Here is a 26,919-nt window from a genome sequence, read left to right as displayed (position 1 = left end):
TTAGAGATCCCTTAACTTTGATTTTTCTTTTTAAAGTTTTTATATTTCTCATTAAGCTCTTTTGCTTCGTCTAATATCTTTTGTTGTATTTCTCTTGTTTGTTTTTCTTTTATTTTTTCACTTGCTTTTGAATCTTCCATTCTCTTGATCTGTTTTCGATACTTAGAAAGTACTGTAGCTGTTCTGCTGTAATATTTTCTAAAATATTCGTCATAATGCTCATTCTTTACACCATCAAATTTATAACCGTTATTTGCATCATCAAGCAATCCTTTGTTGTCGTAAAATTCATTTAAAATGTCATTAGAATATAAGCTGTCTGTAAAGAGTTTTCTTTTAAATACTTCTTTTACAGATTCCCCCTCTGCTGTAGCAGGAAGAGCAATATCGCCAATAATCCCTGTATGCTGATCTAGGAGATAGTTTATTTTTTTAGGTGATATATTCGTGGCTTTCCCTATGGCTTTTGAAATACTACTTGTACCCTTGTCATATTCTAAATAGTCTGGTCTATTCTCCATAGATTGTGATACAATTCTTCTTCCTCCACCTACCCAATGACGATTTGTGGCAACATCCCATTCTGGCGCAAATATTGGTCTGTGTGGTGGAAGCCAGTTTCTTACAATCTGACCTGAAAAATCTTTAAATGCTTTTTCATCACCCTCAAAAGATTTTGCTAATTCTTCTTCTAAACTGCTGAATAAATCTCCTAATCCTCTAGGTTTTGGTACTTTAAAAAACTCACTACCATCCGTGGGGATACACCAATAGTTGTATTTATTGTATGGAGATAGCTGCTTATAATCTTCATCATCTTTATTAAAGAAATAAAGTATCATTGTAGGTAAAGTTAAAAGCATTAAAGCCTTTAATAATCTACCTTTCCTTTTATCTTTTTCTTTAAATGTTGTACGATACATTTTTTCAAGTTCCTGCATTCCTGCATTAAAGAACATGATTACAGGGTCTATGTGATAACTCCACTCTCCTCTTTTCTTAAAGTTAAGGGTAATATCATTAGCATTGTATAATCCTTCTACCCTGCCATCATAAGTGGAAATATCACTATTTAAAAATTCTGCAAGTCTTGGTGCTGATTCAACTGCATCACTTGCCCACTCTATTTTTTCTATTGCTTTATTAATAGCATGGAATAACTTTTGATACATTTTTTTATCCTTGAATTTAGTCGGCATGATCTTTTCTAATGTTTCATTAAGCATATTTCTATCTGCTGATATTCTGCTTGAATGACCGCCACCCATAGCTTTATACTGTTGCCATTCTGCACTTTTCTTTAAGATATTAACTACGGATTTTGCGTACCCTGTAATGTACTTATCAACTCTTTTATCACTCATTACCCCTGCTTGGAAAAAGTCTCTAGGGGCATTGGATACGAATGTAAAGAATGGATTCATTGAAGTAATGAGGGTTTTATTTAGTCTTGTGAATTGTGCAAAGGCGCTCATCCAAGGGCCTAATTCTTTAGGTGATAAATTCAGTAATGCTCGTAAAAATAACGGGTCTGTTACCTCATAGTGTTCTGTCTCCCCTGCTCTGTTCATAACAGTTACCATTTCTTTATCAAAGTTGATCTTTTGAGGACTAAACTGAACCATGAAATCATCAATAATACTATCTATGATCTCTGGAATATCATCCCAACCTTGCTGTTTTGCAAAATCAATCTTATCTTTATAAGACAATCTACTGTAGTGAAGTTGTTCTGTTTTAGAAAGCAATTTTACTCTTTCATCTAACAATTTAATAAAAACTTTGTATTTAGTGGGGATCATATACATATTTGTAGCTTGATATTTCATAGGTACTTCATGAAGAAAATTCCCCATACCTTCTACATTTTTAACTATGTCTGTAATGGCCAACAATACCTCTCTACGCTTTACGGTATTTATAACCTTATCTATTTGAGTGACAAAGGATTCGATTGGGTAGTAGGTGTATTCTGTACCACCTTCTTTACTGCTTCTCTTGATAGGTGTTTTCTGATTAGCGTATCCACCTTTGTATCCAAAAAAAATAGGCATTTCTGCTTCATTTAAAGAAGATGCCCTAAAGTTTGGTACATAGTGCGGATACATTTCTTTCATTACTTCTCTTGCTCCTTGATCGAGTAAGCCAGTATCTACTAACCATGTATCAATGAATTTATCCCACCATGTATAAAGGTTTTCGGCTGTAGCTTTAAAATGTGGGTATTCTCTTTCATAATGTTCGATAGCTGCCGTAATATCGCTCTCTGTAATATCATCCGTATAAACTCTTTTACCTTGTGCCATATAATCAAGTGAATGTACTGCTTTAATATATCCGTTGAAAGGTAAAAACTCTTTCTTCCTATCAATGTCCTTTAATACATTTGCAAAGGATTCTCCAACAATATTACCTTTTGGGTCAACCATTTTTTCAGTTGTGGTAAAGGCTGCCATCATATCGCTACCTTTAGCATTTAAAGCTAATTTATAAGCGTTTTTACTTCCTATAGCTTTTTTACCACTTATCTTTTCAGCTTGTTCCATAAAATGTTTTAAAGGTGCTACATTGTCAAATAGCTTCATTTCAAGTACTCTTTTAAATGTTTCTTTAGTAGGCATCACCTTTTCATGGTGTCCTACCATTGTGGACTCAATTTTACTTGCAGGGTCTTGATTGTACCATTCTTTTAAATCTTTCTGCGCTTGTTTTAATGCTTTTAAATCCTTTTGATTTATAGCAGTTTCAAATAGATTGAAAAATGCTCCACCAAACTCTTTGGCCACTCCTGGATTAATTAAGTATCTTCTAACAAATTCGGCAATAGCTTCTCCAGGTAATTCATGTTTTTTATACTGTTCTTTAAAAGCATCTGGAAGGTTTTCAATCATTTGTTTTACCAATGCTTTGTTTGATGAAGCTAATCCATATTGTTTATCAAGATGATGGCCTAACTCATGGCTTATGGGATTCACGTCATTGCGGTGTCTACTCACAATGTTCTCACTATGCTCTGTGTAGTATGCGGATACCTTATTTTTATTCATAGCGAATCGTTTTGTAGTCATTGGAATATTAAAGTGTTTGGATAAACTTTTTAATGTTTCTTTAATAGGTTTGGCTTTTTCTGTTCTTGTATTGTTTGGTCTTATGTTTTCGGCGGTAGATTCTGCAAATGCTCTCTTTCTATTTGTAGATTTAGTTTCAATTTCTTCTTTAGCTGCATCTTCTTCCATATCTAATTCGCCAATGCCTAACTCCTTGTCGATTTCCTCTAGTCTTTCTTTTGCTTCTTGGAACTGATCTTCTTTTTCAAATTCTTCTTCTAATAATTTTTCTGAATCGAATTTTTTCTTTTGATAAAACTCTAAATTTTCTTTATAACTTTCAAATTCTTTAGGTAATTTTCTGATTGTATTATCTATGGAAGCAATTTGATCGTCTAATTCTGCGAATTTATCACTTAGAGAATATTTAGCTTCCGAAGAAAATCTTGATTTTTTAACTTTAATGTAATAGCTTTCTTCTCTATATCTTTCAAAAACTGTTTCATCCATCCTTGCTATGATATTAAAGTTTTTATATGTTCCTATAACAACATCTTCTCCACTTTGTAATTTACGTTGCATTTCAATAGCTTTTTTAATTGCCTTTAGGGCGGCTTTTTTATCTGTATAAAATTTTCCAGAAATATCAATGTTAAAATCATCGGAAGTTTTATTTTCTAACATTTCAAGTACAGGTTTTGCATATTGTTCATAACTTCTAATTTTTTCATTGAAGATATGAATCTTTTCATCTGCATTTTTAATATTATACTTTGCAGTTAATTGGTCTTCTAAGAAACTGTTTTTTTCTATCTGTATATCTTCTACATTTTTTTCTACTTTTATTTTTTCGAGGAATAGGGGATTTCCTGTTGCAATAGCTTTCATAAGAGAAGCATCTGTTGTATCTTCATCATCTGATTCTAATATTCTTAGGTTTGGGTCGCCCTTCATAATCTTATTAATATTTCTTCTTTTTTGCTCAATAATTTGCCAACTATAAGCATCACCACTAAATGCTTCGTCGTCGCCTTGTGTAACATAACGATAAATCTTAACTGGCTTTTTAAATTCATCGTAGTATTTATTGCCCTGTCTTAACATTCTACCTTCGCCCTGCTCAATATCAGAAGGTCTATAAGGTACATCTATTTCATGTGTTGCAAACAATCTCTCTTGCACATTTACCCCTGTACCTAATTTGCTTTGAGAACCAATCAGTATTCTAATTTCCCCCTTATTGGTTTTTGCATATATATCATTTAATTTATTTGGACTTATTCCACCTTGTACTAAGGCTATTTCATCTTTAGGTATTCCAGATCTAACTAATTTGTTAATTAAGTCTTTATACAAATCAAATCCTGTAATGTTAGATCGACCTCGGTTTAAAAATATAATCTGCGTACCTTTTTGTTTTTTTGTTTCGTCATAATCTTTTTTTACATTTTTAACTGTTTGATTTACCTTTGATTCCTTATGTTCTTTTAATGAACCATCAACAAGTCGTACATCTATAGGCGCTACTCTTACGATATTAAAAAGTGTCAATACTGTTTTATCTCTTATTGCCTGTTCCCAGCCATCGTCAACATCATCCATAATTTTACCTAGTGCTTTGTGAGGTTTGCATTTGACGATGATAGGTTTTCCACCCTCTAATTCTGGAACAGGAAGTTCCAAATCATCCGATAATTTAATGTCTGCATATTCTCTAAATATCTGTATTAATTCTGGAATGTTTTTAAATTGTTTAAATCGCTCTGTTACTTTAAAGCCGCCTTTTGGTGCAACTTCTATACTTACACCTATATCTGCAAACGTTCTGGCCCATGCATCAAAGTGACCGATTTCTCTTTCTTCTAGTAAATCTGGTCTTAGATATTTTGTCATAATGAAAAGTTCTGCCATAGAGTTTGAAATAGGTGTTCCAGTACCGAATATTACACCACGTTTATTGTTGTGAAGGTTTTTCACATATTCAAGCTTCATAAGCATATCAGAAGTTTTTGCCGCATCTGAAACTTGCATACCTTTTATATTTCCTAATTTACCCGCTACACTAAGGTTTTTATATTCGTGTGCTTCATCAACTACCACCATATCGAATCCTATTTCTTCAAAAGTAAGCATGTCATAAGACTTTTTATCTTCCATCAATGCTTCTAAATCGTCTCTTAATTCCACAACTTTTTTAGCAAGACGTTTTGTATTAAAATCACTATCATCATCACTTGCAAGTGCTTGTTCTAGTTCATGGATTTGTTTCTTAATAAAAGTGCTTTGTATATCTGAACACTAGTTTACAAGTAAATTAAGCTACATCTTTACCATAAAGAAAAGATGCAATAGCTTTAGCAACACCAGAATAAATTTTAGTGCTTTTGAGTGAATTTGCGAAACCCTCGAAAATTAATTCCTGTGTCAAAACATTGGAAATAGTACGTTTTATTTTTTGAGGACTTTCAAATTGATATTTCGAAAAACTTTCATTAATAAACGGCAATACAGAAACAAATGTGAATGTAATTGCTAATAAATTTACATACCGTTCTATAGCAGCTTTGTTACGTACCATATAATTACCAAACGACCAGAAAAATTTGTGTTGATAAAAAATCACTTCTATATTCCAACGCAAACTGTATGCACATAGTGGTAGATGATCATCTTGAGTTTGATCAAATTTCACATTTTGTACAGTATTATGCTTAAATATTTGTAGATCCTTTGGATTAATTGTACAGATAAATGCTCTTACTTTTGAAACGGATTCTTTATCTTTTGTTGTAGCGGTCATATAAATTGGTTTTTTGAAGAGATTAGTCATTACCTGTTTTGTAGCAATACGATATTCACCAGCATCTGAAAATGTGAATTTTTTAATATTTAGTTTATCACCCTTTTCTTTTGGTCTACCTCTTTTTCCAGTAGGCTCAGGTGGTAAGTCGTATATGGCTGTGTCACAGCGTATTGCCCCAATAAGATCCAAATTGTCATATTGTTTTATCGTTTCTAAAACAACACCTTTTGTATACCAGCTATCGCATAAAAGAATTACTTGATAATTGGTTAGGAGAGGCATAACAGTTTTTATTAAATCGGATGCCATATGTAGCTTATTTGCTTCTTTATCATAAAGTCTGTATCCAATTGGAAGACTCAAATACTTGATCGTATCATTGTATTTCAATGGAATATTCAGTACCAAAGAAACAAAGCAATGTCCGTGAATATAACGATTTTTCTTATCTTTTGCAGCGTGATCAAACAGCTTGGCACAGCAATCAAATTTATGACCAAACTTTGGTTGCAAAGTGTCATCAATAGCTAAGAAAATCGTATCTTGTTTTAAGCTTTCCGGTACAAGATTAAGTAAAATGCGTACAGTGATATTCATTATGTCGTTCAGTGAAAAATCTAAATATGATAAAAAGTAATAGAAAGAGTTCAAAGAACAACAAGAATACTTGCAAATAAAATAATCATATACAAACTTAATGGAACGAATTTCTTCAAGACAAAGAATACCTGATATTAACCAAATGAAAATTTCGAAACTTCTTTTGTGAAATACAGTTCGATATTGAAAAAAGTATGTGTGTATGGTTTGCTTTATTGAATTATTGGAAATACTAATCATATCAGATGCCTCCTAGGGGTTTGGTTCTTTCAAAATTAGTATTCCTAGGATTAAGGTATCTGATTTCTCTATTTTATGGAAATTAATAATCTATTACTTGTAAAGTGGTGTATCTGAACCTACTGGAATTTTTGTAAAACTAGAATGACGAATAATTATACAATCCCAATCATTCGTAGCTGATTGTATTAATGTTTGCTTGATGTTTTGTGTATTAAAATCATCTTCACTTAAAGCTAATATTTTAGCACTTGGGTAAAGTTCTCTAAAATCTTTCTCGTAGTCTCCCAATTTATTATTAGGCACTACCATTACAGGTTTACTAGCAAGTCCTAATCTTTTATATTCCATAACTGCTGCAATTTCTTCGTATGTTTTACCACTTCCTACTGCATGTGCAAATAACGTATTGCCATTAAATATTGCTCTCGCCACACCATTTCTTTGATGTTCATAAAATCCTTTTTGGAAGATAGGATTCATATTTGGAAATTTTAAAAAGCTACCATCATATTGTCTAGGCACTAAGTTTCTAAATTTTTCATTGTAAATCTTAGCGACTTCTGCTGCTGCTTCTGGATTCTTCATTACCCATTCTTTAAAATAAGCTGATACTTTTTCTACTTTTTGTCTTAATTCTGTTGTCTTTGCTTTGTTAAATACTTTTACTTCGGTATCTCCATTGTGAATTTTGTCATATATTTTTACATCACCATTATTTAATGCTTTTCTAACAACTTCTAATGCACTAACTCTACCATCCACTATTAGCTTTTGCATTGCAACTGTTTGGTCTAATCCTGCTTTCTGGTTTAATGACCACTTTGCATCTGTAGCACCGTATTCTAGTTTTATGTTGTTTTTGTTATATCCAGTAACATCTAATAAGCTGCATATAGCTTCTTTTTGATACTTAGCAGGAATCCAACTTTCGCCCATTCTCATTTCAATTTTAGAAATAGGTAAATCTTCTGGTTGTACTTTTTCAAGTGCTTTAACATTCCTTTCATATTCTTCGTCAAGTCCTGCCCTTTCTTTTGCTGCTTTTAACTTTGTTTTTACATTTCCACTTAGGTATTCATCTTCTGTTTCCCATTCATCAGTAATAGGATTTTTATAAATTTTGTTTCCTAATTCTTTTATAACTTCTTTTTCAGATTTTCCATAAATTTTAGAAATGTGAGGAATATCCGCATAACCTAAATCGTTAAGACTTGCAACTAATCCATCTGCTGCATTACCAACTTTTCCAATAGCTTTGTATGGTGTATAGGTTCTTTTATCAAATATTTGAGAAGGTGTTACTATCTGCTCCCCATCCTTTATTTTTTCTAATTCTAAGCCTTTAAAGATATAAAGTTCGGGATCGCCTTTTAAAAGCTTCTCTACACTTGTTTTTGCACTAAAAGAAACACTACCATTCGTGACTTTTCTATCACGTTTTAGTAAGTGTCCATGTTTTTTTACATATGATTCATATACTTTTTTTAGTTCTTTTCTTTTGGATTCTAGGTCTTTTTCTGTAACATCTGTTAATGTCTGCATATTGATAACTTTTTTAGCTAATTCTTTTATATCAATAACTGCTGCGATTTGTGCTTTGTCTGTAGTTACAGGAACAACCTTTCCTTTCTCTTTTTTGAATACACTATTGCCTTTCTTTGTGTATGCTCCTTCTTTAATTTCTTTTGTTTCTTCAAAAGGAAGTATAATCGGTTTTGGTGTACTTTGTTTTGTATCAATAATACTTTCTGGAATATGTTTTTCAATGAGTTCCTTAAATTTTTCTTCAAAGTTTCCTTCTTTATCTACTACTGCAATTCTATCTCCACCATACAATGTATCTTCTGTGAGTTCTCCTAATACCATGTGAGGATTATCTTTGAAATACTTATTAATCTTTATTTCTTTTCCATTAACATTTACTTTATCAGTTGTTACCCAATCCTTATTTTTAGGTATTTCTCCATCTTCTAACTTTTGAAAAATTAAAACGTCACTTGTAACTTCTGTTCCTGCATTATTTTTAAAAGCATTATTAGGAAGTCTTATGGCTGCAATCAATTTTGCTTTAGTTGACATATACCCTCTAAAATGTTGTCCTTGCGAATCCATAGTACCTGTTGATGTAATAAACATCATAATGCCTTTAGGTTTTACTTTATCAATAGACTTTGCAAAGAAATAATTGTGTATCTTATCTTTTAAATAATGGTGCTTATAATTGTCGTCATGAACACGTATATCTCCAAAGGGCACATTTCCTATTGCTACATCAAAACAATCATTAGGGAATATTGATTTTTGGTATCCTTGTATTCTTATATCTGCATTTGGATAAAGAAGTTTTGCAATATTGCCTGTGACACTTTCCATTTCCACACCGTAAAGTCTGGTTTTATTAGAAAGATTTTTAGGCAGCAATCCAAAAAAATTACCAATACCCATAGAAGGTTCTAATATGCTACCTTTTTTAAACCCTAACTTTCCTAAAATAGAATACATATTTGAAATGACAGTAGGTGAAGTAAAATGTGCGTTCATGGTACTTTCTTTTGCCTGGTCATAAAGAGTTTTATAGTCTTTAGTAGGGATATATTCTTGTAGTTGCTCAAATAACTCTTTAATCTCATAAAATTCTTTTTCCCAATTTGCGTGTTTTGGTTTTAAATTTGAACCCCACCCTGTATAGTCAAAAGCTTCTGGTAATGCTCCCCATCCACTAAATTGTGCTAAAACATTTTGTTCTTCTGGTGTTGCTGTTCTTTCCTCTTTTAAAACTTTAATCAGTGTTTTAATAGCTTTTGCATTAGCTTTAAATCTTGTTTTCTTTCCACCGCTTGTAAATACTGAATCATTATCTTTAATTTGATAATTTTTATACTTTGGTGTCTTTTTTTCTAGTTCTCTATCTTCCACTCTGGTGGAATCTCTTTCAGAATCTTTTCCGCTTCCTTTGGTGTCTCGTTCTGAATGATCTTTTGTTTCATCATGTTCTGCTCGAATGTTTCCGCTTTCATCGTTTTCATTAGATGGAATAGCATCTGTGTCTCCACGTTTATTGCTGTCCTTATCTGATTGTATATCCACATTCGGAACATCTGCGTCTTGAAGTTCTTCTTCATCTGTTCTGGACACTTTTCCATTAGATTTTGAATTATTGTGTCCTCCATTTCTTTTATCTCCTCTATGTCCTTGTGAAACAGCAGTTCCTCCATGTCCTTTTTTGGGAATGTCGTTATTAGATACATTCTCGCTTACCTCCTTTCCACCTTCTATATTACTTATAATATCATTATATATTGTCTCTTTAATACCTTTAATATAATCAGAAGTCAACATCTTCCCTAATACTTTCAATCGCATTAGTTTTGTATGATGATCTAATATAGCATCTTTGATTGCCTTTTTAACAAAGCTATGTTCTAAATCTTCTCGTTTATTAGCTTTTAAAAAATTTATAAACGCTGTATTTTCTTTTAAAGTAGCTACTATTTCAGATCTTATTTGTTCTTCTTCATTTAAGGGTGTTTTTGTTTTTTCTACTTGATTTTCTTTTCCTTCATTATCCTCAACATTTCCCTTTCCTGCGGTGTCAACTTTGACATTCTTAATCCCTTCTTTTGGTGAGGCGCTTTCACTTTCTTGTGTTCTTCGTAAGCCATTGAGTAATCCCTCCAATTCTAAAAATTCATCATTTGATGGTACAAAACCATCATGATCATCAAAACCTTCTTTTAAATGTTTCTCTGCAAGTTGTAGATATTGGTTAGGTGTTGGTGCTACCCCTTTTTCTCCATACCATTCACGATACCACGGAGGATTCTTTGACATTCTACCTACTCTATCAATTACATTACCTTGTTCATCTATTGTTAAATAACCTTGATCTATACCTTGATTACCTGTAGCTTTTAAATATTCTGCTTGTTCTTCTATCATTTCCATTCTCAATAATTCTATCTTTTGTGTAACTGGATTAGCAGATATTTTATTCTTTTTAATGTATTCTGATAATTTATTTTCTTGGTCTGTGAGTTCTTTGCTTGGTGTATCCTCTAATACCTCTTTACCACTTTCAACCTCCGTATCGGTTTGTGGTGCGCTTGTAGGGGCAGATTCTTCTATACTTGGATTAATTTCTTCTATAAATTCATTAATTGGATTTTGGTTTCCATCTGTTGTCATTGTGCTATCGTTTTTTATAGACGTTTCTAGTGGTTTGTTATCTTCAATAGGTACATTTGTATTACTAGATTCAATTTCTCCGCTCTGTGGTATCTGTGCGCTTTCTTGTGGCTTAATCCCTTCGGCTTCTTCTAATGATCTATAATATTCCTCAACTTGTTGATTTTCAATATCTCCTATAGCTTCTTGGATATGCCCTTCAACCTCTGCATGATCTTTTTCAAATTGTTCATGTTGTTTTACTTTTAATGCTTCTTCTTGCTTTTTCTGTTCTTCTTGTGCTAATTGTTCGTCTAACTGGTTGTAATATTCTTCTTCCTGCTGTCTTGCTTCCTGCTCTGCATTGGATTTTACTTCTGCTTCATATTGCAATAGTATCATTTATAGCCTGTTCATATGGCGCATAATCTTTTTCATAATCTATTCTGTGTCCTGTCCTAGTGTAAAGTTCATCTTCTACTGCTGTGTAAAGTGCTTGTTTTTCCTCCATTTCTACATGACTTGCATCTTGCATAAAGTTTTCAAGTGCGATAGTTGGTGCATTTTCAATATCTATTTGAGATATTTCTCCTAATGTTAATGATTTATTCCATTCTTGTAATCTTTGCAAATCATTTTGTGTTACTTCTTTGATCTCTGGCACTAATTCGTGGATTGATGTTGCTAATTGGTTCATGCCTTTTATGATCGTTCCAGAATATTGGCTACCTATAGATTCTAATGCAGATAAAACCTTTTGATCTGCAAATATTTTTTCAGTAACCGCATTCGGCAATGCTTCTAATTTTAAAACATTCTCATAAAAATTGTTGACGATCTTAGGATTTTCTTTGTATGCTTTTTCTATGGTATTTACCCTTAATTCAGTTTTGTATTTAGGAGAATACCCTGTAATATCATACATTTCATCACCTAAAACACCTTTCACTTTACCTTCTATACCCATATTTTTTAGAAGTTTCTGTTTTGTACTTTCTAAAAACCCTACAACTTTTCTCATGCCTTTGGATTGATTATATTTTAACAGATTTCCTTCTAATTTAAAGATAGGGAGTATATCTCCTTTTCTGTCTGATGCATATTCAAATACCACATCTGCAATAGTACCATTTGTTTCTTTTACCCATACACCGTTATTCACTTCTTTATATCCTTTTTCGGTAAACTTTTTAGAGAACATTTTTAAATATTGGTCTTTCTCTCTTGCTAATTTATAGCCTTCCGTTGCAGGACTTGTAATCTCAACATGTGGTGCTTTACGGTTTATTTTTACCCCTTCACTCGCTTCTATAGAAGCTATTTCTATATCCATTTGATTTTTAGCTTGTGAATAAGGAACATACTTATTACCCTCTTTTACTGCTAGAATCTTTATATCCTTTGTTTCTGGATGCACAAATACATTAGGATTTTCAGTAGGTTTATATCCTAACTTTTCTAAATTCATTTCAATATCTGGAATATTTGATGTGCCGACTTTAAAGCTAGTAACCGTATTCTGTCGTGTAGATTTAATTTCTTTTAATTGTTTATTGGATAGGCTATGTACTGGAATAATCTCACCTTTGTATAAAACACCCTCATAAATAATATCATCTAAAACAATTTTACCATCTATTACGCTACGTTTTCCCCATACTCCGCTACCTATTTTGTCATAACCTTGATCTAACATTTCCTGCTTATCAAATCTATTGATTGATAAGTTGTTGATCTTATCCATTTTAAATTTGTTGGATATACTCTTTATTCCTGCTCCTGCAAATGTAAAAGCAGTATCCATAATTGCCCCTGTAAGTCCTGCTTTACCAATTTCTTTTACCTTCTCTGGTGTAATGTGTACATCATCTTTCATTTGTTCAAATGCTTCAATTGTTGCTAGAGTAGAAGCACCATGTATTGAAGATGGCACACCTTTATATAGTGCTTTGTATGCTGCTTTTTTTACACCATGCATACTAGACATATCAATCAATTTTTCTAAAGATAACTTTTCTATGGCTTTTTCTCCAAACTCTCCAACTACTTTAGGAAAAATTTTATTGCCTATTGCCATTTCTGCTTTTTGACTTATCGGTCTTACTGTTTTTCCTACTGCGCTATACATATTATCGGAAGCTGTTCCTATCCCTGCTGCTGGTGTAAATAATCCACCTAGTCCACCAACACCACTTGCTACTGTATCGGCAACATTATTCCCTGTACTTGGTCGTAAATGCTCTGGTACTTCTTCACCCATGACCGTACTTGCTCCTGTCTGCTGCAATCTTGACATGAACTTTCCGACTTTTCCGCTTTGTTCACTATTTCTTTTATTTATATTCCATCTATTAAGGATATAGTCTTCGTGTTGGCTTGCATCTTTCCTTGCTTGATCATGTGCCTTTTTATCATTTAAGATTAATTCACCATCAACTCCGAAACAGTCTTCGATTCCTTTAGCATCACCTGTGCTAACCATATTGTCGAACTCCACTAACTGCTTATCAATATAATTTTGCTTATTTTGCTGTGCTTCTTCATTTGCACGATCTACATAGTCTACGATTGGATTATCATTTATTGTATTTAATTTTTGCGTACCATTATTGAAATTTGCCATAGCAACCTTATTAAATTGGTTTTGCTGTGATAGTGCTTGTAAATCAACATTTCCTTTTACATCATATCTTGGCGTAGTTATCGGCTGCATAACAGGCTGTGTATTTTTAAATGTTGGTGTACTTGTAGGTGCTGTTGCGAATGAATCAACCCTAGGTACATTGGGATTTTGTGACCCTGCAAAGAAATTATTGATAGCTGATAATATAGGACTTCTTTCTGTTGGAGTTCTTCCATAATTTATATTAGTTATCGTAGGTGTAGTTTGTGGCATTTCTATATTCATTGGTTGAGCGCTTGGTCTATATGAAGGTACTTGTATCGGTTCTTGTATGACAGGTTCATTAAAAGAAGGGGAAGTCATTTGACTATCCCCTTCACTATAATTTATTAAACTTGTATCAATAAAACTTTGTTGTTCCAATGGTTTTTTAGCATTATCTAAATCAAAATCCCTTCTAGCTTTTAGAGTAAAGTCTTTTACATCAATTTTTCCTTCTGATACGGTATATTGAAATAAATCTTTCTTCTGCTGTTCATTCAAATCGCCAAGACTAATAGCACCATTCTTATATCCTTCCCATAACGTAGGTCCTAAGTTTCTATACGGTGGCATTCAAATCAACTCCCTTCTATCTCATGGCATTAAGCATAGGAATAGTACCAATACTATTTAATCCATCTTGCATATTTTTTTCAGCTATTGCTCTTTCTTGCAAAAGCTTTTCTTCATCGCTCGTTTTCATCCTACTTATCATTTCTCTGGCCATTCTATCAATGTCCTCTGGTTCAGCTTCCACTAATCCTGTCATATTACTTGACTTCAAATAACTCACAACGTTGTCATATGCAGTATTGTAAAGTTTAGGGTCTACCCCTAATTCTTTGGCTGCTCTTTGTGAAGCTGCTTCTTTTGCCTGTGATAAAGCAAGTCTTTGTTGACTTAAACTGTGATTTGCCCAACCTCTAGCCGAAGCATCTTTTCTAGCTGTTTCTTGGGAAGCAAAATTTTTATTGGCCATGTTCTGATTAAATAATAGGCTATCTTTAGCCATTGTATTTTGACCGTTGTATTGCCCTGTAAGTCCTGCTTCTGTTACCCCTTGCTTCCATGTATCCTGTTCTCTGGAATAATCTCTGTTGTCCTCATTCCAATTCCTGTTATATGCTAATTCATCTGAATAACGTTGATCGGCAATCTTTTCTCTGTCTAGTCCATGCTGAAAACTTCGCATTTGCATTGTAGGCGCACCCTTGTAATACCCTGTGTAATTCGCCATATCATTTCTGTCGTTTCTCCCTTTGTTATATGCCGAATCCTCTTTCGCACCGTAGTAATTCATCATAGACATAAGGCTATTTATATTGTTTTGATCTATTGCACCACTTTGTTGAAGTGCTGATAAAAGGGTGTTAAGCTGTGCTGATTGTTCACTCATTGACATTTTCTGCTCGTTCAAGGCATCTTCTTTTGATTGACCCACCATATTATTAGCAAGGTTATTGATAGCTGCATTTTTAGATACCTCTAATTCTTGGGCCTTATATCTTTTTTCCATATCCTGTGGTAATTGTCCATAGAACCCTCTGGCGATTGCATCTTTATCCATAGCACTTAATACTCTTTTATTTCCTTGATCTATTTGTCCGCCTAATTGATTTCTTGATCTTGACACAGCTTCTTCATAAGCCATAGTAGGTGTATCTGGTCGTTTAGGCATCATTTTCATTATTTGGTCATATACTTCTTGAGAATTTCTTTGTTTTAGCTGATTTTCTAATGTTCTCATGAGTTCGTTTTGTTTTGAAGCTGCGGCTTCTTGTTGCCTTTTATAATCATCAAATTGTCCTTGTTGTGATGCCGATGCTTGTTGTGCCGCTTTTTTTTGTTGTTTTAATTGTTGTCGATACTGCGCTTGTTGTTCTGCAAGTTTTTTAGCCATTAACGCTTCATAATCTATCGGTGGTGGTACAGGTGCTACTGATGTATTTTTTTTAATTTTATTGTATGAATCATGCGTTTTAGTAGCTGCATCATATAAACCGCCTAATGCTGTACCTAGCGCGGGATTACCAACTGCTGTACCTACTGCTGTACCAATTCCTACATTTTTACTTGAACTTCTTCCGCTACTGCTACTACCTCCGCCATATAGTTTGCTTAATCCACTAGCTATCTTATCAAGACCACCACTAAAACTACCATTACTACTACTGCTACTATTATTTTTCTTTTTTTTGCTACTTGAAGAATTACTCCTGTTTGAACTACCACTATTACTAGAAACAGCCTTGCTAATCGACTTACTAATATTTGAAAACCATCCCATCTACACTTACCTCCTTCCAAAATTAAAAGAGAAGAAAATTAATTCTTCCCATAAAAATAACACCTTCTAGGTGTTTCTTATCTTAATAAAACTAAAATAATATTTTCATTTATTCTTTTCATTACCCTATACCCTGTTTCACTTGGTGTTGCGATTCCCCCATCTGTAGGTTTGCAATAACCATTTATCACACAAGTACCATCATCACGAACCAATAATTTACCCATCATACCTATGGCATCCCATTCTTTACGTTTAAGTCTTTCTTCATAATCCTCAGTATTATCCCATTCTGAATTTACCATGGGTTGTGTTTCTACATGTTCTGGAAATATTATATTTTCTTCTTCATCTTTCATAGCAGGAATAATCACATCCTGATATTGAATCCTTCCCCATTCATCTGCAATATATTTGTTTTTCCATGTTAATGACATATTATCACCTAAAATAGCAGGATTACAAGATACAATACCTAAAATATAATCGTCACTTTCATTAGCAATTTTTATTTTTTCTCCATCTAATGCTACAAAATATCCAACTCTATCTTCAGCATTTAAATTACCATCTTCCCATTCAAACATTTCAGCATAATCAGCACCTGTGGAATTAAATGTCCCATCTGCATAGAAATTACCATTTGAAAGTATTTTAGCGCCTAAACCAAGATTTGTATTGCTAGTACCATTCGCTAAACCCCAAGCCCCAATTTCATTTATATATCCATATTGGCCCATTATATGACTACAAGAACCTTTTGTTTGTGTGTGCATTCCTTCTGCATGAGAAGCAATACCCATTATTAAATCATTACCTGCTATAGTGTTTATTCCTTCTGCATGAGAAACATCAGAAAAAGCTTTTGTACCTTGACCTTCTGCGTGGGATCTACCTCCATATGCTATTGTATTTACTCCTTCCGCATGGGAATAATCTCCACTAGCAACACCATTCCCTTCACTATGTGAGTTAGTACCTGTCCCTATGTTATTATGAACATTAATTCTAACATCATTTGCTTTATCATAAGCAGTTTTCACAGCTTTTGATGATGCACTTGTGGTTGTGCTTGTAGATGAAACACTATCACTAATCAATCGTTGTGTATCTGTAAATAAAGCTTCACTTGGAACATTTGTTAATACTGTATGACCATTTACTGTAGCAGAATTTCCACCATTTGCAGGAAGAGTTGTAGGAAGTCCTGTAATCATACTTGCAGGTAATGAACTAGGAAGAATATAAATAGTATCAGTAAACTTTGCATCGGATGGAACATCGCTATCTACGGTATGACCATTTACTGTTTTTACATTTTCTATAATAGTTATACGTTTATCATGGTCAACTATATTTTCGAAGTTGCTATGTATTGTTGCACCTTTAGTAATTGGCATATCAAGAGTAATAGTAGGAGATACGAAATTTCCCCAATCATCGTCAATAGGTGATATTTCTACTGTAGTACCTTCACCATATGAGTAAAGTTTTCCATCTACACTAAATCCTTCTTCTCCATTTTCTATTACTCTAGGTATTGCTAACTGATAAGTATACGTGATTGGATTTGCTGTAAGGTATGCATTGAATCCTGCTAAGTCTACTGTTGATAATTTGTTTTTTGGCACTACAACATACAAATGATTTGATGCTAGTCTTGTGTAATATCCTGTTGTCACATTAAAATTACCACTTATATGCGAATAAATATTTGTACCATCAAAACCTCTTGCACTACCAGTTGTTTCTTGTTTTGCATTGTTTGTAATACCCCAATCACGAATGAAAGCATATGCTAAATCTGAATTTGTACCTATACCATTAACGAACCCTTCAAAATTCAAACTACAGTTTATAATTTTTTCATCACTAATTTTCTTTGTATAAGTCTTAGTATCAAGACAAACTTCATCTTTAGTGCCATTCGGTACACTTTGTAGGGGTTGTGGTAGGGTTATATATGTTTTTGTCTCTTCGTGTTGAACATAATCTGTTTTGCTACCTTCTTCAATCTGAATTTTTGTTTCTAAGTCTGATGTGCTAACGCGAATACGAATATACCCATTTGCACTCGGAATAAAGGTAGCTTCAGTACCCCAAAAAGCACCTTTATTTATAATGTAATTTCTATTTAAATCGTAGTAATAGACATCTATATTTGCAGTTGTATTCGTAGATATAGTATAAGATTGAACTGCTTTAACTTTTACAAAATTTTTGCCTCTAATATTAGTTTCACTTTCTGCATTTTCTCCTGTGCTTGTAGATATAGTTCCTAATTCTATTTGCTCATCAAACAAATTCTTATTTGTACTCTTAATTCTCGTACTAACTGTAGATTTAGTGCCGTTGATGTACGTATATTTTTTTGCAAGTATATTTACATCTGTTTCTATTTCTCCTATCTCAGTTAAATCTACAATAATACTTTTATCATGATAATAATTAGAATCAGCAACGTTATTTCTAAGCATTACGCTTATTCTATCCGTATCTGGTGCTGTAAATAAAGCATACGTTGATAATCCTATATTAGTGATCGTACCTAGTGTTGTATCATCTTGAATAGTACTTCCATAGTATGCTCTAAGTCTATTTATATTATTGTTTGTACCAATTAATCAATCTACGGCAATAAAATATACATGATTAGAAAATACGTCTACTTTTTTAAATTCTCCATTTTTTATTCCACCATTCTCTTTAAAAGATATATTAGTGCCGACAGACGTAGCTAACATACTATCTTGTAAGTTTTGTATCCTAAATAAATTTGTATATGTCCTCGCTAGTATCTTACATTCGCTAAGTTGCCCTTTTTCGCCATTCAAGCTAAAGATACTACTATCATTTGTAACAGTTTCATATTTAGCATCTTCAAGTTTTTCAAATCTTACGTTAATAGCAATATCTTCTATACTCGCTAATAGTGTAGCAGCAAGTTTTTCAGCAGTAATAACTCCATTTTGAATATTCTCGTTCTTTACTTGTAATAAACCAATCTTAATACCTGTAATACACCTGTCAGCAAGGTTTCCAGCCCCCCATACTTTTGAGTTTGTTTCACTTTTTGTATACACATCGGTTTTATTTGCCTTGTTTTTAAGCATGGCATTAATATTTGTATCAGCAATTTCAAATTGATTAATCACATCATTAATAGCTTTAATACGTTCTGCATCTGTTGAAAATGTGTCATTAAGTGTGTTTAATTGATTTTGTGTATTATTAATAAGCGCTTTCAAACTCATTAATGTTTCTGTTGTGTACCCCACACCTTCGATAGCGCTTAATAAATCATCTACATTAGCTTGTGTATAAGTGTTAGCTTTATCACTCTTACCTGTTTGGAGATTACTAATATCAGTATTACTATTTCTTATTTGGTTTTGAAGATTAATGTCTTTTGCTTGTAATGTGGTTATGTCATTATCATTTGATATAATTTGATTTTGAATACCTGTTTCTTTTTCATCAATTTCTGTTTTAGTATAAGTATCTAATTTATCAGCTTTACTGTTTTGAAGATTTGATATGTCTATATCATTATTTTCGATTTGTCGTTGAAGGTTTATGTCCTTTTCTTGTAATGTGGTTATATCATCATCATTAGAAGTAATCTGCAATTGAAGAACTGTGTCTTTTTCTTGTAATGCTTGAATCTCTTTATCCTTAGTATCTGATCTATCCTCTAATGCTTTTATATCGGCTTCTAAATCCTCATTCAGATTTTCTCTTTTGATACCACCTTTTTCTCCATTCGCATGTACTGCTAATGAGTCAAACATCTTATTTGTTGTATCGATGTCTATCTCAATCGTATCTGGACCACTAAGTCCTGTTGAAAAATCCCCATCATCTGCTGTAAATTTTCTTGTAGGTTTCATATCGCCCACCTCCTTATATCATCTTCCCTCTAGGTTTTAACGGTCTAAATTCAAAACCTATCCCATATAAAACAATTTTGTTATCTATTGTCTGATCTTCGAATACAATCTGAAATCGTGAAGCAATACGCTTCATTTCTGCTTGAACTTCTGAAATATCAGTATATCCCCATATACTACCCCACTTACTGTTTCCCCATATAAGAAATTCAGAAGTTGTAGTATCGTAAATATCTTTCGTTTTATAATCTGATATGGCTTTGATTTTAGAGATTATCTTTGATTCATTATCTTGCTTAAAAACAAGGTACAAGAACTGTAAAAACTTTTTGTTTAATGGAAGTCCTAAACTATAGTTTTTAGTTTTAACAAGTACATGTATTGCTTTTTTTTCTCCTGTAGCTGTATCTATATCGCTATATCCTTCATTGGTTTTCATAAGATAATTTTTAGAAGCAAAATGAAGTTCTCCATCTGCTTTTTTAATCCAGCTATTTACTTGCCACCCTGTATATTTAACAAACGCCTTTACATTCCAATCGTACACTAATACCTTATTGTTCACCCCTGTTTCATTATCACAATAGGCTAGTATATACTTATCATCATAAAAGATCGCCTGTGCCTTCTCCAATGCCTTTATAGACTTTATAGTATTTTCAACCTTACTCTCTGAAATGTTTCTAATCATTTCTTTGCCTTGCATCATAACAATATCTTGATTGATGACACTTGCACTAATACGGTATATTCCTTCTCTTCCTAAGAAAGTAATAGAGAATGGTGTTAGTGCTATAGAATCGTTGGATACGCACCCATAAGGAATAGGTAGCTGTTCCCAAACCATATCGTCTGGGTCAGTACCGCTTAAATGACACCATGAGTTATTGTATGATACAAGTATGTGATTATATAAAACTGTAAGTCCTGTAACTGCTCCCTCTGGTGTCTTAGGATGAAGTTTATTTTGAAATTGGAAATAAGTCATATCATTATATTCCGAAAAATAAAGTGCTGTTGGGTCGTCTGGATTTCCAGATGCGAATACTCTTAAAGACTTAGGGTGCTGAACAAACATAGTGCATTTTTTAATTGGGTCTAAATCACAATCATTGGGTTTGCCCTGCTGTAAAGTTGTATATTCAACCACTATTGCAGTATCTAAGCTATCAAATACAAAATCCTCTTTTGTGCCTGTTTCATTTGCTTCAAATATAATTCCTTTTCCTTCTCCTGTAACGGTCCACCCTGTAAATGCAGTACCTCTTATAATCCCTGCAATATCTTCTGGTGTTCCTCCGCTTCCTGTTGCGGTAACTGCCATAGTTCCTGTGGCCTTTGTATCTCCACCATTGAAGTAATGTTTTTCTTTTGCGCCTATTTCTCTAGCAATAAATATGATCTCTGCCCCTGTACCACTCGTGGTATATCCCTCAAATGGAAATGCCCTTATCTTTTCGGCTAATGTGTTAATTTCTTCATTTGCATAAGCATTAACAAATACTACCTTACTATTTAATACCACTGTTACCATATCCGTAGCAGTTGGCTTTGCTGTAATAGTAAGTTTTATAATTTCCTTTTGCCCTCCTGTTGGTATTTCCTTTCTAATTCCTCCAACATTTATGACAAAGTTCCCATTTTTCTTTGCTTTTTCTAAAATTGTAAGAGATATTTTTTCTTTCGCTGAACTATCGTAGGGTGCTATTGGGGTAATAGTGTTTCCTTCCCATTGGTATAATTTGTTTCCGTCACAAAAGTAAAGCCATTCTTTTATAGCTATATATCCGATTCTGTCACTTTGTACCGATTGTTTTTCTACTTTTTTGCCATCTGAAAGGATTTCACATACCCTTTTATTTATTACAGCTATAATCTTTGAATTTCCTTTAACAAGCCACTCAAATGCCTGTGTAACATCTGCCCCAAACGATACAGGATTCAATTTTGCTGTTCCTTTTCTAGTGGCAAAACCACCACGCTCTGAAAGGTCTATATTATCCGCTTGGATTAATTCATTGTCTTGTAGCGATTCTGGTGAAGATGTATCATTTAGTCCACCTTTAAAGTCCATATACGATTGTAATTTCCCCATGTCTACCCCCAATAAGGCATTGCTACTATTCGCCTAGTACCATTTTGACTTAATACAGATACATTCGCATTTTGTGCTTCATTCAAAAATTCGCTCATAAGCCTTTGTGATTCTACATCTTCTGAACCAAATAATCTATTTTTTTCTCTAGCTGCAACAAATAAAGCGATAGCATAATGAAACGCACTATTGATCTCTGGTGTTTCTGTCATGGTAGTAATCTCTTTTGGCTTTCTAAGGTAATTAATATCAAAAATCCCATCATTTTCAAACTCTATTTGATTATCAAACACTTCAAAATTTCCGTATTTGCTGTTTGCGCGTTTCATTTTTTTAACTTTGACTAAATCTATTGGTAAATCTATGATCGTATCTTTCTTAGCTGCAATAGTGATCTTTGCCCTCTTACATGCAGATTCATATTGATTAGGTAAAACACTTTGGATGCACTCGTTAATCGAACCTATCACATACTGATTTTTTATAGCCATGCCCTCATTATTCCGTTCGGCTTGGATTTTGATTTGTTCTACATTCAAGGCTACACCTCCTTAGTAGATCGTTCCTCAAACATTGCTCTATCAAATACCTCTCTACCTATATCATCAAACAATTTTTCTCTTTCTCTCTTTACTGCTTTTTCAATAATTTCGTCTTGTTTCTCAATTTCTACAAATACAATATCGCTTCTTTCTATTCTTGTTTCTCTTGCATACTCCAATGTTCTACAATCTAATTCTCTGTAAGGTACTGTAAAGCAATAGGTACTCCCTACATTGTCTTCTGAATGGACTTCAAATTTTTCTTTTTTACTATTCCAAACTACAAAATAACTCTTATCAATTTGTTTTAATCTCTCTGGTATACCTAAAACATGATTTTCAACCAAACAAAAATAAGGACTTTTATTGCATACTGTTATTTTATCCATCTGCTCAACTCCTAAATTTAATAAAAAAACAAGGCAGAATAATCTGCCCTGCTTCTTAGTGTTCTATAATCCCTTTCATTAATGTTTGTCCTTTTGGTTTTCTGCAACCTAGATCACCAAAGAAGTACAATGTCGCTTCATATCCTGCTGTTCCTGCTACTCTGTGAAGGGTTGCTCCATCTTCTGACATCCAATCCCAATCGCTCATACGGAATAGACCAAAGTCTTTTTGATTTAAGAAACGCATCACATTTGCATCTTCATAAGTTTCCTTTCTAAGAGGCATACCATTGTAAGACATAGCTTTGAAGCCGCCTTTGAGGTTCATATACTCAACATTTCTTTTGAAAGATTGTTGCAAATATTGGTACGCTCTCGCCACTCCTGCACCACATTGAATATAGTCGATCTTGCTGTTCGCTTCTTCATCTGCTTCGTCAATTGCTTCTTGCATACGAATTTCGTCTAGTTCTTGCATTGTTCCACTATTCTCTACTGCAAGATCAATAATATTTGTACAGAACCATTTTGCATCACCAGACCGTGGAATCTTATATAAGTCTTTGTCATTATCAAAGATAGCTTTCATTCCTGTGAGTTCGTTCATGTATGCCCCTGCTACTGTGATAATATCCCCTTGTGCGAGGGTCATAGCTGAACCTGCAACACCAATTAACATGTTCGCTTTATCTCTCATGATAATACTTCTTCCTGCTTCTTTAGGTGTTCCATCTGATGCTAATACATCAATTCTCATGCCTTCTCTTAAAAACTTAATATTGTTTGTTACAGGAATTGTAGTCTTTGCACTTGTAGCACTCGCAACTGTTGTAATGATTCCAGTACCATCACCAAAAATTTGACGATAAAAATCGTCTTTGCAATCGTTTGTAGTATCCTCTAGCTGTGTAGATAATTGTCTCGCCCAAGAACCTTTATTGCTTTTTGAAGCTAAAATTAACTTTTGAGAAATAGCGATTGTACCAAAGATATTCTTTGTTCCCCATTCTGCATGTTCATAGCTTCTTGGACTTGCAGTAGGTAAAGGTCCTGTTTCTCCACTAGCACCAACACCACCACTTCTACCATACTTTAATACCATTTTAATATTCTTTCCTTCAACTTCCTCTGTATTTTTCTCGATCATAGAGATCATAGGGCCAGAGTGGTTATCCATTTGATCTTGCACAACTGGTAAATAATGTTCTTTTAATGCCTTATCCATCATTGCTACTGTACTTAATGCCATAATTGATTCCTCCTTTTAAATTTGGTTTTGAATATAAAAAAATTCCCTATTCTTGGGCATTTGCCCATTCTAGGAAACCTTTTGTCGCTTCTTTGAAACTCTTTGGTTTGTTTTGTGGAGTAACAGAAGTCGTTCCGGTTCCTCCACCGATTACTGGCGGTGCTTGATTGTTCTTCATGCTCTCTAAAATCAACTTTCTTGCTTCTGGATTTTGTGCTAACTGTTGTTTAAACTGGTCACTTTGCATAATGCCCTCTAATGTTGTAGGCGGTGTATTTGCTTGTGTGTCCTGTGTTTTTGCAATAGTATAAGCTAAACTGTAGGGGTCTTTGTCCTGTTGATAATGGGGATTTTGCTGTAACAACTCAATCATTTTAGGCAAATACTTGTCTACATCTGCATGATCTTTTTTGAAAGTCTCAAAAGTGTTGTTCCATTTTTGTTGTTCTTGATATTGTTGTTGCTGCTGTATAATCTCCTGTTGCCTAATCGCTTGGAACTCTGCTAATGCCTGTTCTTTCGCTTCTTGCATAATAGCTTCTCTATAAGCAATAGGGTCGGTATATTGAAGGTCTGCAAGTTGTTCTGCATAAGCTGTTCTTTCGGCTTCTAATTCCTCTGGTGTTTTCTGTGGTTCTTGTTGCGGTGGATTCTGAATATTTTCTAATCTTTGATTAATTTGTTGTTGCTCTTGGTGCATGTTATTCAAAAATCCTAATATGTCAAATTCATCTTCTTGTTGTTCGTTTTGTTGCCCTTTTTTGTTCGTTTGTTGGTCTATAGGAGGTTCGTTGTCCTGTGGTGATACATTTTCATTTTCTCCTGTCTGCGTGTCTCCTGTGCTTTCTCCTGCTTCTAATGAAGCCATAAAGTTATTGGTAGCTTCTGAAAATGAAGGTGCTACCGAAGATTCTCCCCCACCTGTTTCTCCTGCTTCCCCTTCTGCGAATAACTGTAGGTTCATTCGGAATAAAGGTTCTTTCTTACTGCATAGGTTTTTCAATTTGTTCCTCTCCCTCCATTGGTGGCGTTGGTAAACTTTGTTGAAGCATCATAAAGTGCTGCTGAAGATGTGCTTCAAATATTTGGTCAATCTGTGGGTTTTCTGCAAGTTTTTCTTCATAATCGTTTGTAAGTCGATATTGATTATGTTTGCTAATATGAATCATGTGATCGTCAAACTCTCTCACCTGTGGCATTTGTCCTTGTATCATCAAGCGATTTTCTCGCTGTGCCTTTTCATTATGAAGATTATTGCCCTCGTCAAAGTCCTCCCAATTACCCATTTGTAGCATTTCAAAGATTTTTAACTTGCCCTCTTTTGATATTTGTCCTGTCTCTGGGTCGTTAAATAATCCTGTACCCAATAGATCAAACACCATTTGCCGCCTTTGCGCAGGTGTATCTGATAATTGACTTGCACCCTCTATGTAAACATCAAAGGAAGTTAGATCGTTTGCTTCCCAATCCATTACCTCTACTAGATTATTTTTACCTACATTTCTTAGTGTTCGTGGGAACTCTACAAACTGTTTGTAAAGATAAAGAATTGTTTGTCCTATCTCCGTTACTGCATTTTGCACATGCTTTGCAGTAAGCGACAAACGTGTGTCGTCTTGCTCTTGTAAAAGAGAAAGTGCTGTACCAGATGATACTCCTGTTGGGGTACTTGAATCCCTACTAACTTCACTAACCCCCGATATTCTATTAAAATCGTTCAATAGCTTCTGTTCTTCTGTTTCAAAAGTCGAAGGTAATTGTAGGTTATTCATGAATTGCGGTGGTTGGTGTCCTCTACCATATGGAATCATGGCTCCTGGTGCGAATCCTTCTGTCATGACTAAATCTTCATCAAGGCTTCCTTCTTCGTAAACCACAATTCCTATAGCACATCGCCTTAAATACTCACCTTTTCTATTTTTAAGTGCGTTATATTCCTCTTGTATTGGAATAAGTCTTTCAACAATGGCTTTTCCGAAGTAGCAGTTATTAATCAATATACATTTTTGAGGGAAGAACGGTAGATACGGCTTTCCTTCATCATTCGTATAAGGAAGATCTCCTGTGTAAAGCAATACGCTTTCTGTACAAATAACAAGTCTACCTTTTGGATATTGCTTTGTTGGTAATTCCCAATACTCTAGCACTAAGGCACTCTCTTTTTTCGTACTTGCTTCTATGCTCATTCCATTATTTCTACCCTGTGTTAAACCTCCTGCCGATTTTTTTAAGGTAAACACATTAACTTTTTCCCCCTGTACCTCAACATTCCACCGTTCCATGATCTCGTTCTTGTGGTAGGCTTTAGCGTGTATTAATGACCGTACTTCATCTGGTTCGTTGAATACAGAATCTGGAAATATCTCAAATGGCGAACATACATCAGTTTGAATATCCCCTTCGCAATAATTTTGCCCTTCCATTTGCCCTAATTCTTGTCCTGCGTTCTTATCCCACGATATTTTCCAAACTGCTGTACCGGCAACCTCTGCCCAAAGATTAGCTTTCAAATGAAGTTTTTCGAATTTTTGATCTTTTGTAGTAGATTCTAGTATCTTTGTAGATACCTTCGCAGAAGAAATATCGTCTTGATCTGATGTAGCAGGGCGTACCTTTAGCGCATGGGGTACTCTTGCTAGTTTGGACAGCCGTGTTTCTATAATAGGAGACATTTGGTTATATGTTTTTCTGACTTCGTGATCGAACATAAAAGCACGTTCCTCTATCGTATTGCTATGCACGTTGATAATGCGGTGCTGATTACCATTATTGAAGTCCATGTTAAGTCGCCATTGCAGCTCTAGCGGCAGTTTATCGTTTTGTCGCTCTTTGAATTGCTCATTAACAAAAGAAATTAGGTCCTCCTTATAAATTGGACTATCATTTTGAGTAGTAAAGGCATTAATCACGCCCTCTGCCATGCCTTTTAACTTAGCAAACATTTT

Annotated in this window: 13 protein-coding genes; all 13 read right to left on the bottom strand. The window is 34.0% G+C overall.

The features are described 5' to 3' along the window. Positions 1-11: 11 nt before the first annotated feature. On the bottom strand, positions 12-5,234 hold the full coding sequence (locus EV214_RS03810; RefSeq protein ID WP_132242887.1) for an LPD38 domain-containing protein: 5,223 nt from the start codon (positions 5,232-5,234) through the stop codon (positions 12-14). A 127-nt stretch (positions 5,235-5,361) separates the two neighbouring features. Further along, complete coding sequence (locus EV214_RS03805) at positions 5,362-6,690, bottom strand: IS701 family transposase (protein ID WP_132242885.1); 1,329 nt, start codon at positions 6,688-6,690, stop codon at positions 5,362-5,364. Positions 6,691-6,783: 93 nt separating this feature from the next. Beyond that, positions 6,784-11,259, bottom strand: coding sequence for an Eco57I restriction-modification methylase domain-containing protein (locus EV214_RS03800; RefSeq protein WP_132242883.1), 4,476 nt, complete (start codon positions 11,257-11,259; stop codon positions 6,784-6,786). Continuing rightward, positions 11,240-14,095 carry a hypothetical protein gene (locus tag EV214_RS03795; RefSeq protein WP_132242881.1) on the bottom strand — a complete coding sequence of 952 codons (2,856 nt, stop codon included), beginning with the start codon at positions 14,093-14,095 and terminating at the stop codon, positions 11,240-11,242. The genes EV214_RS03800 and EV214_RS03795 overlap by 20 nt, the downstream gene beginning before the upstream one ends. A gap of 16 nt (positions 14,096-14,111) precedes the next feature. Beyond that, the gene (locus EV214_RS03790) at positions 14,112-15,809 is read right to left on the bottom strand and encodes a hypothetical protein (RefSeq protein ID WP_132242879.1); all 1,698 of its coding nucleotides are present in this window, start codon (positions 15,807-15,809) and stop codon (positions 14,112-14,114) included. Between the two features lie 77 nt (positions 15,810-15,886). Next, positions 15,887-18,286 carry a peptidase G2 autoproteolytic cleavage domain-containing protein gene (locus tag EV214_RS03785; RefSeq protein WP_132242877.1) on the bottom strand — a complete coding sequence of 800 codons (2,400 nt, stop codon included), beginning with the start codon at positions 18,284-18,286 and terminating at the stop codon, positions 15,887-15,889. Between the two features lie 147 nt (positions 18,287-18,433). After that, positions 18,434-19,699 (bottom strand): hypothetical protein, encoded by a 1,266-nt coding sequence (locus tag EV214_RS03780; protein ID WP_132242875.1) that lies wholly within the window; start codon positions 19,697-19,699, stop codon positions 18,434-18,436. A 13-nt stretch (positions 19,700-19,712) separates the two neighbouring features. Further along, on the bottom strand, positions 19,713-21,794 hold the full coding sequence (locus EV214_RS03775) for a hypothetical protein (protein ID WP_132242873.1): 2,082 nt from the start codon (positions 21,792-21,794) through the stop codon (positions 19,713-19,715). Positions 21,795-21,796: 2 nt separating this feature from the next. Continuing rightward, complete coding sequence (locus EV214_RS03770) at positions 21,797-22,333, bottom strand: hypothetical protein (protein WP_132242871.1); 537 nt, start codon at positions 22,331-22,333, stop codon at positions 21,797-21,799. 2 nt (positions 22,334-22,335) lie between these two features. Next, a complete protein-coding gene (locus EV214_RS03765; protein ID WP_132242869.1) occupies positions 22,336-22,725 on the bottom strand; it encodes a hypothetical protein in 390 nt (129 codons plus the stop codon). Positions 22,726-22,780: 55 nt separating this feature from the next. Beyond that, positions 22,781-23,974 carry a phage major capsid protein gene (locus EV214_RS03760; protein ID WP_132242867.1) on the bottom strand — a complete coding sequence of 398 codons (1,194 nt, stop codon included), beginning with the start codon at positions 23,972-23,974 and terminating at the stop codon, positions 22,781-22,783. Between the two features lie 46 nt (positions 23,975-24,020). After that, positions 24,021-24,977, bottom strand: coding sequence for a hypothetical protein (locus EV214_RS03755; protein ID WP_132242865.1), 957 nt, complete (start codon positions 24,975-24,977; stop codon positions 24,021-24,023). Further along, complete coding sequence (locus EV214_RS03750) at positions 24,958-26,916, bottom strand: portal protein (protein WP_132242863.1); 1,959 nt, start codon at positions 26,914-26,916, stop codon at positions 24,958-24,960. Before EV214_RS03750 ends, EV214_RS03755 begins: the two co-directional genes overlap by 20 nt. Positions 26,917-26,919: the final 3 nt, after the last annotated feature.

This window comes from Marinisporobacter balticus, assembly GCF_004345705.1.
GTDB lineage: Bacteria > Bacillota > Clostridia > Peptostreptococcales > Thermotaleaceae > Marinisporobacter > Marinisporobacter balticus.
The sequence above is the reverse complement of the archived record's forward strand: the minus strand, read 5'-3'. Positions and strand labels throughout refer to the sequence as shown.

Coding starts and splice junctions, on each gene's coding strand:
- EV214_RS03800 (WP_132242883.1), bottom strand. CDS start 11,259: ATGATACTATTGCAATATGAAGCAGAAGTAAAATCCAATGCAGAGCAG.
- EV214_RS03795 (WP_132242881.1), bottom strand. CDS start 14,095: ATGCCACCGTATAGAAACTTAGGACCTACGTTATGGGAAGGATATAAG.
- EV214_RS03790 (WP_132242879.1), bottom strand. CDS start 15,809: ATGGGATGGTTTTCAAATATTAGTAAGTCGATTAGCAAGGCTGTTTCT.
- EV214_RS03765 (WP_132242869.1), bottom strand. CDS start 22,725: ATGGATAAAATAACAGTATGCAATAAAAGTCCTTATTTTTGTTTGGTT.
- EV214_RS03785 (WP_132242877.1), bottom strand. CDS start 18,286: ATGCTTAGAAATAACGTTGCTGATTCTAATTATTATCATGATAAAAGT.
- EV214_RS03750 (WP_132242863.1), bottom strand. CDS start 26,916: ATGTTTGCTAAGTTAAAAGGCATGGCAGAGGGCGTGATTAATGCCTTT.
- EV214_RS03805 (WP_132242885.1), bottom strand. CDS start 6,690: ATGATTAGTATTTCCAATAATTCAATAAAGCAAACCATACACACATAC.
- EV214_RS03775 (WP_132242873.1), bottom strand. CDS start 21,794: ATGGGGAAATTACAATCGTATATGGACTTTAAAGGTGGACTAAATGAT.
- EV214_RS03780 (WP_132242875.1), bottom strand. CDS start 19,699: ATGAAACCTACAAGAAAATTTACAGCAGATGATGGGGATTTTTCAACA.
- EV214_RS03760 (WP_132242867.1), bottom strand. CDS start 23,974: ATGGCATTAAGTACAGTAGCAATGATGGATAAGGCATTAAAAGAACAT.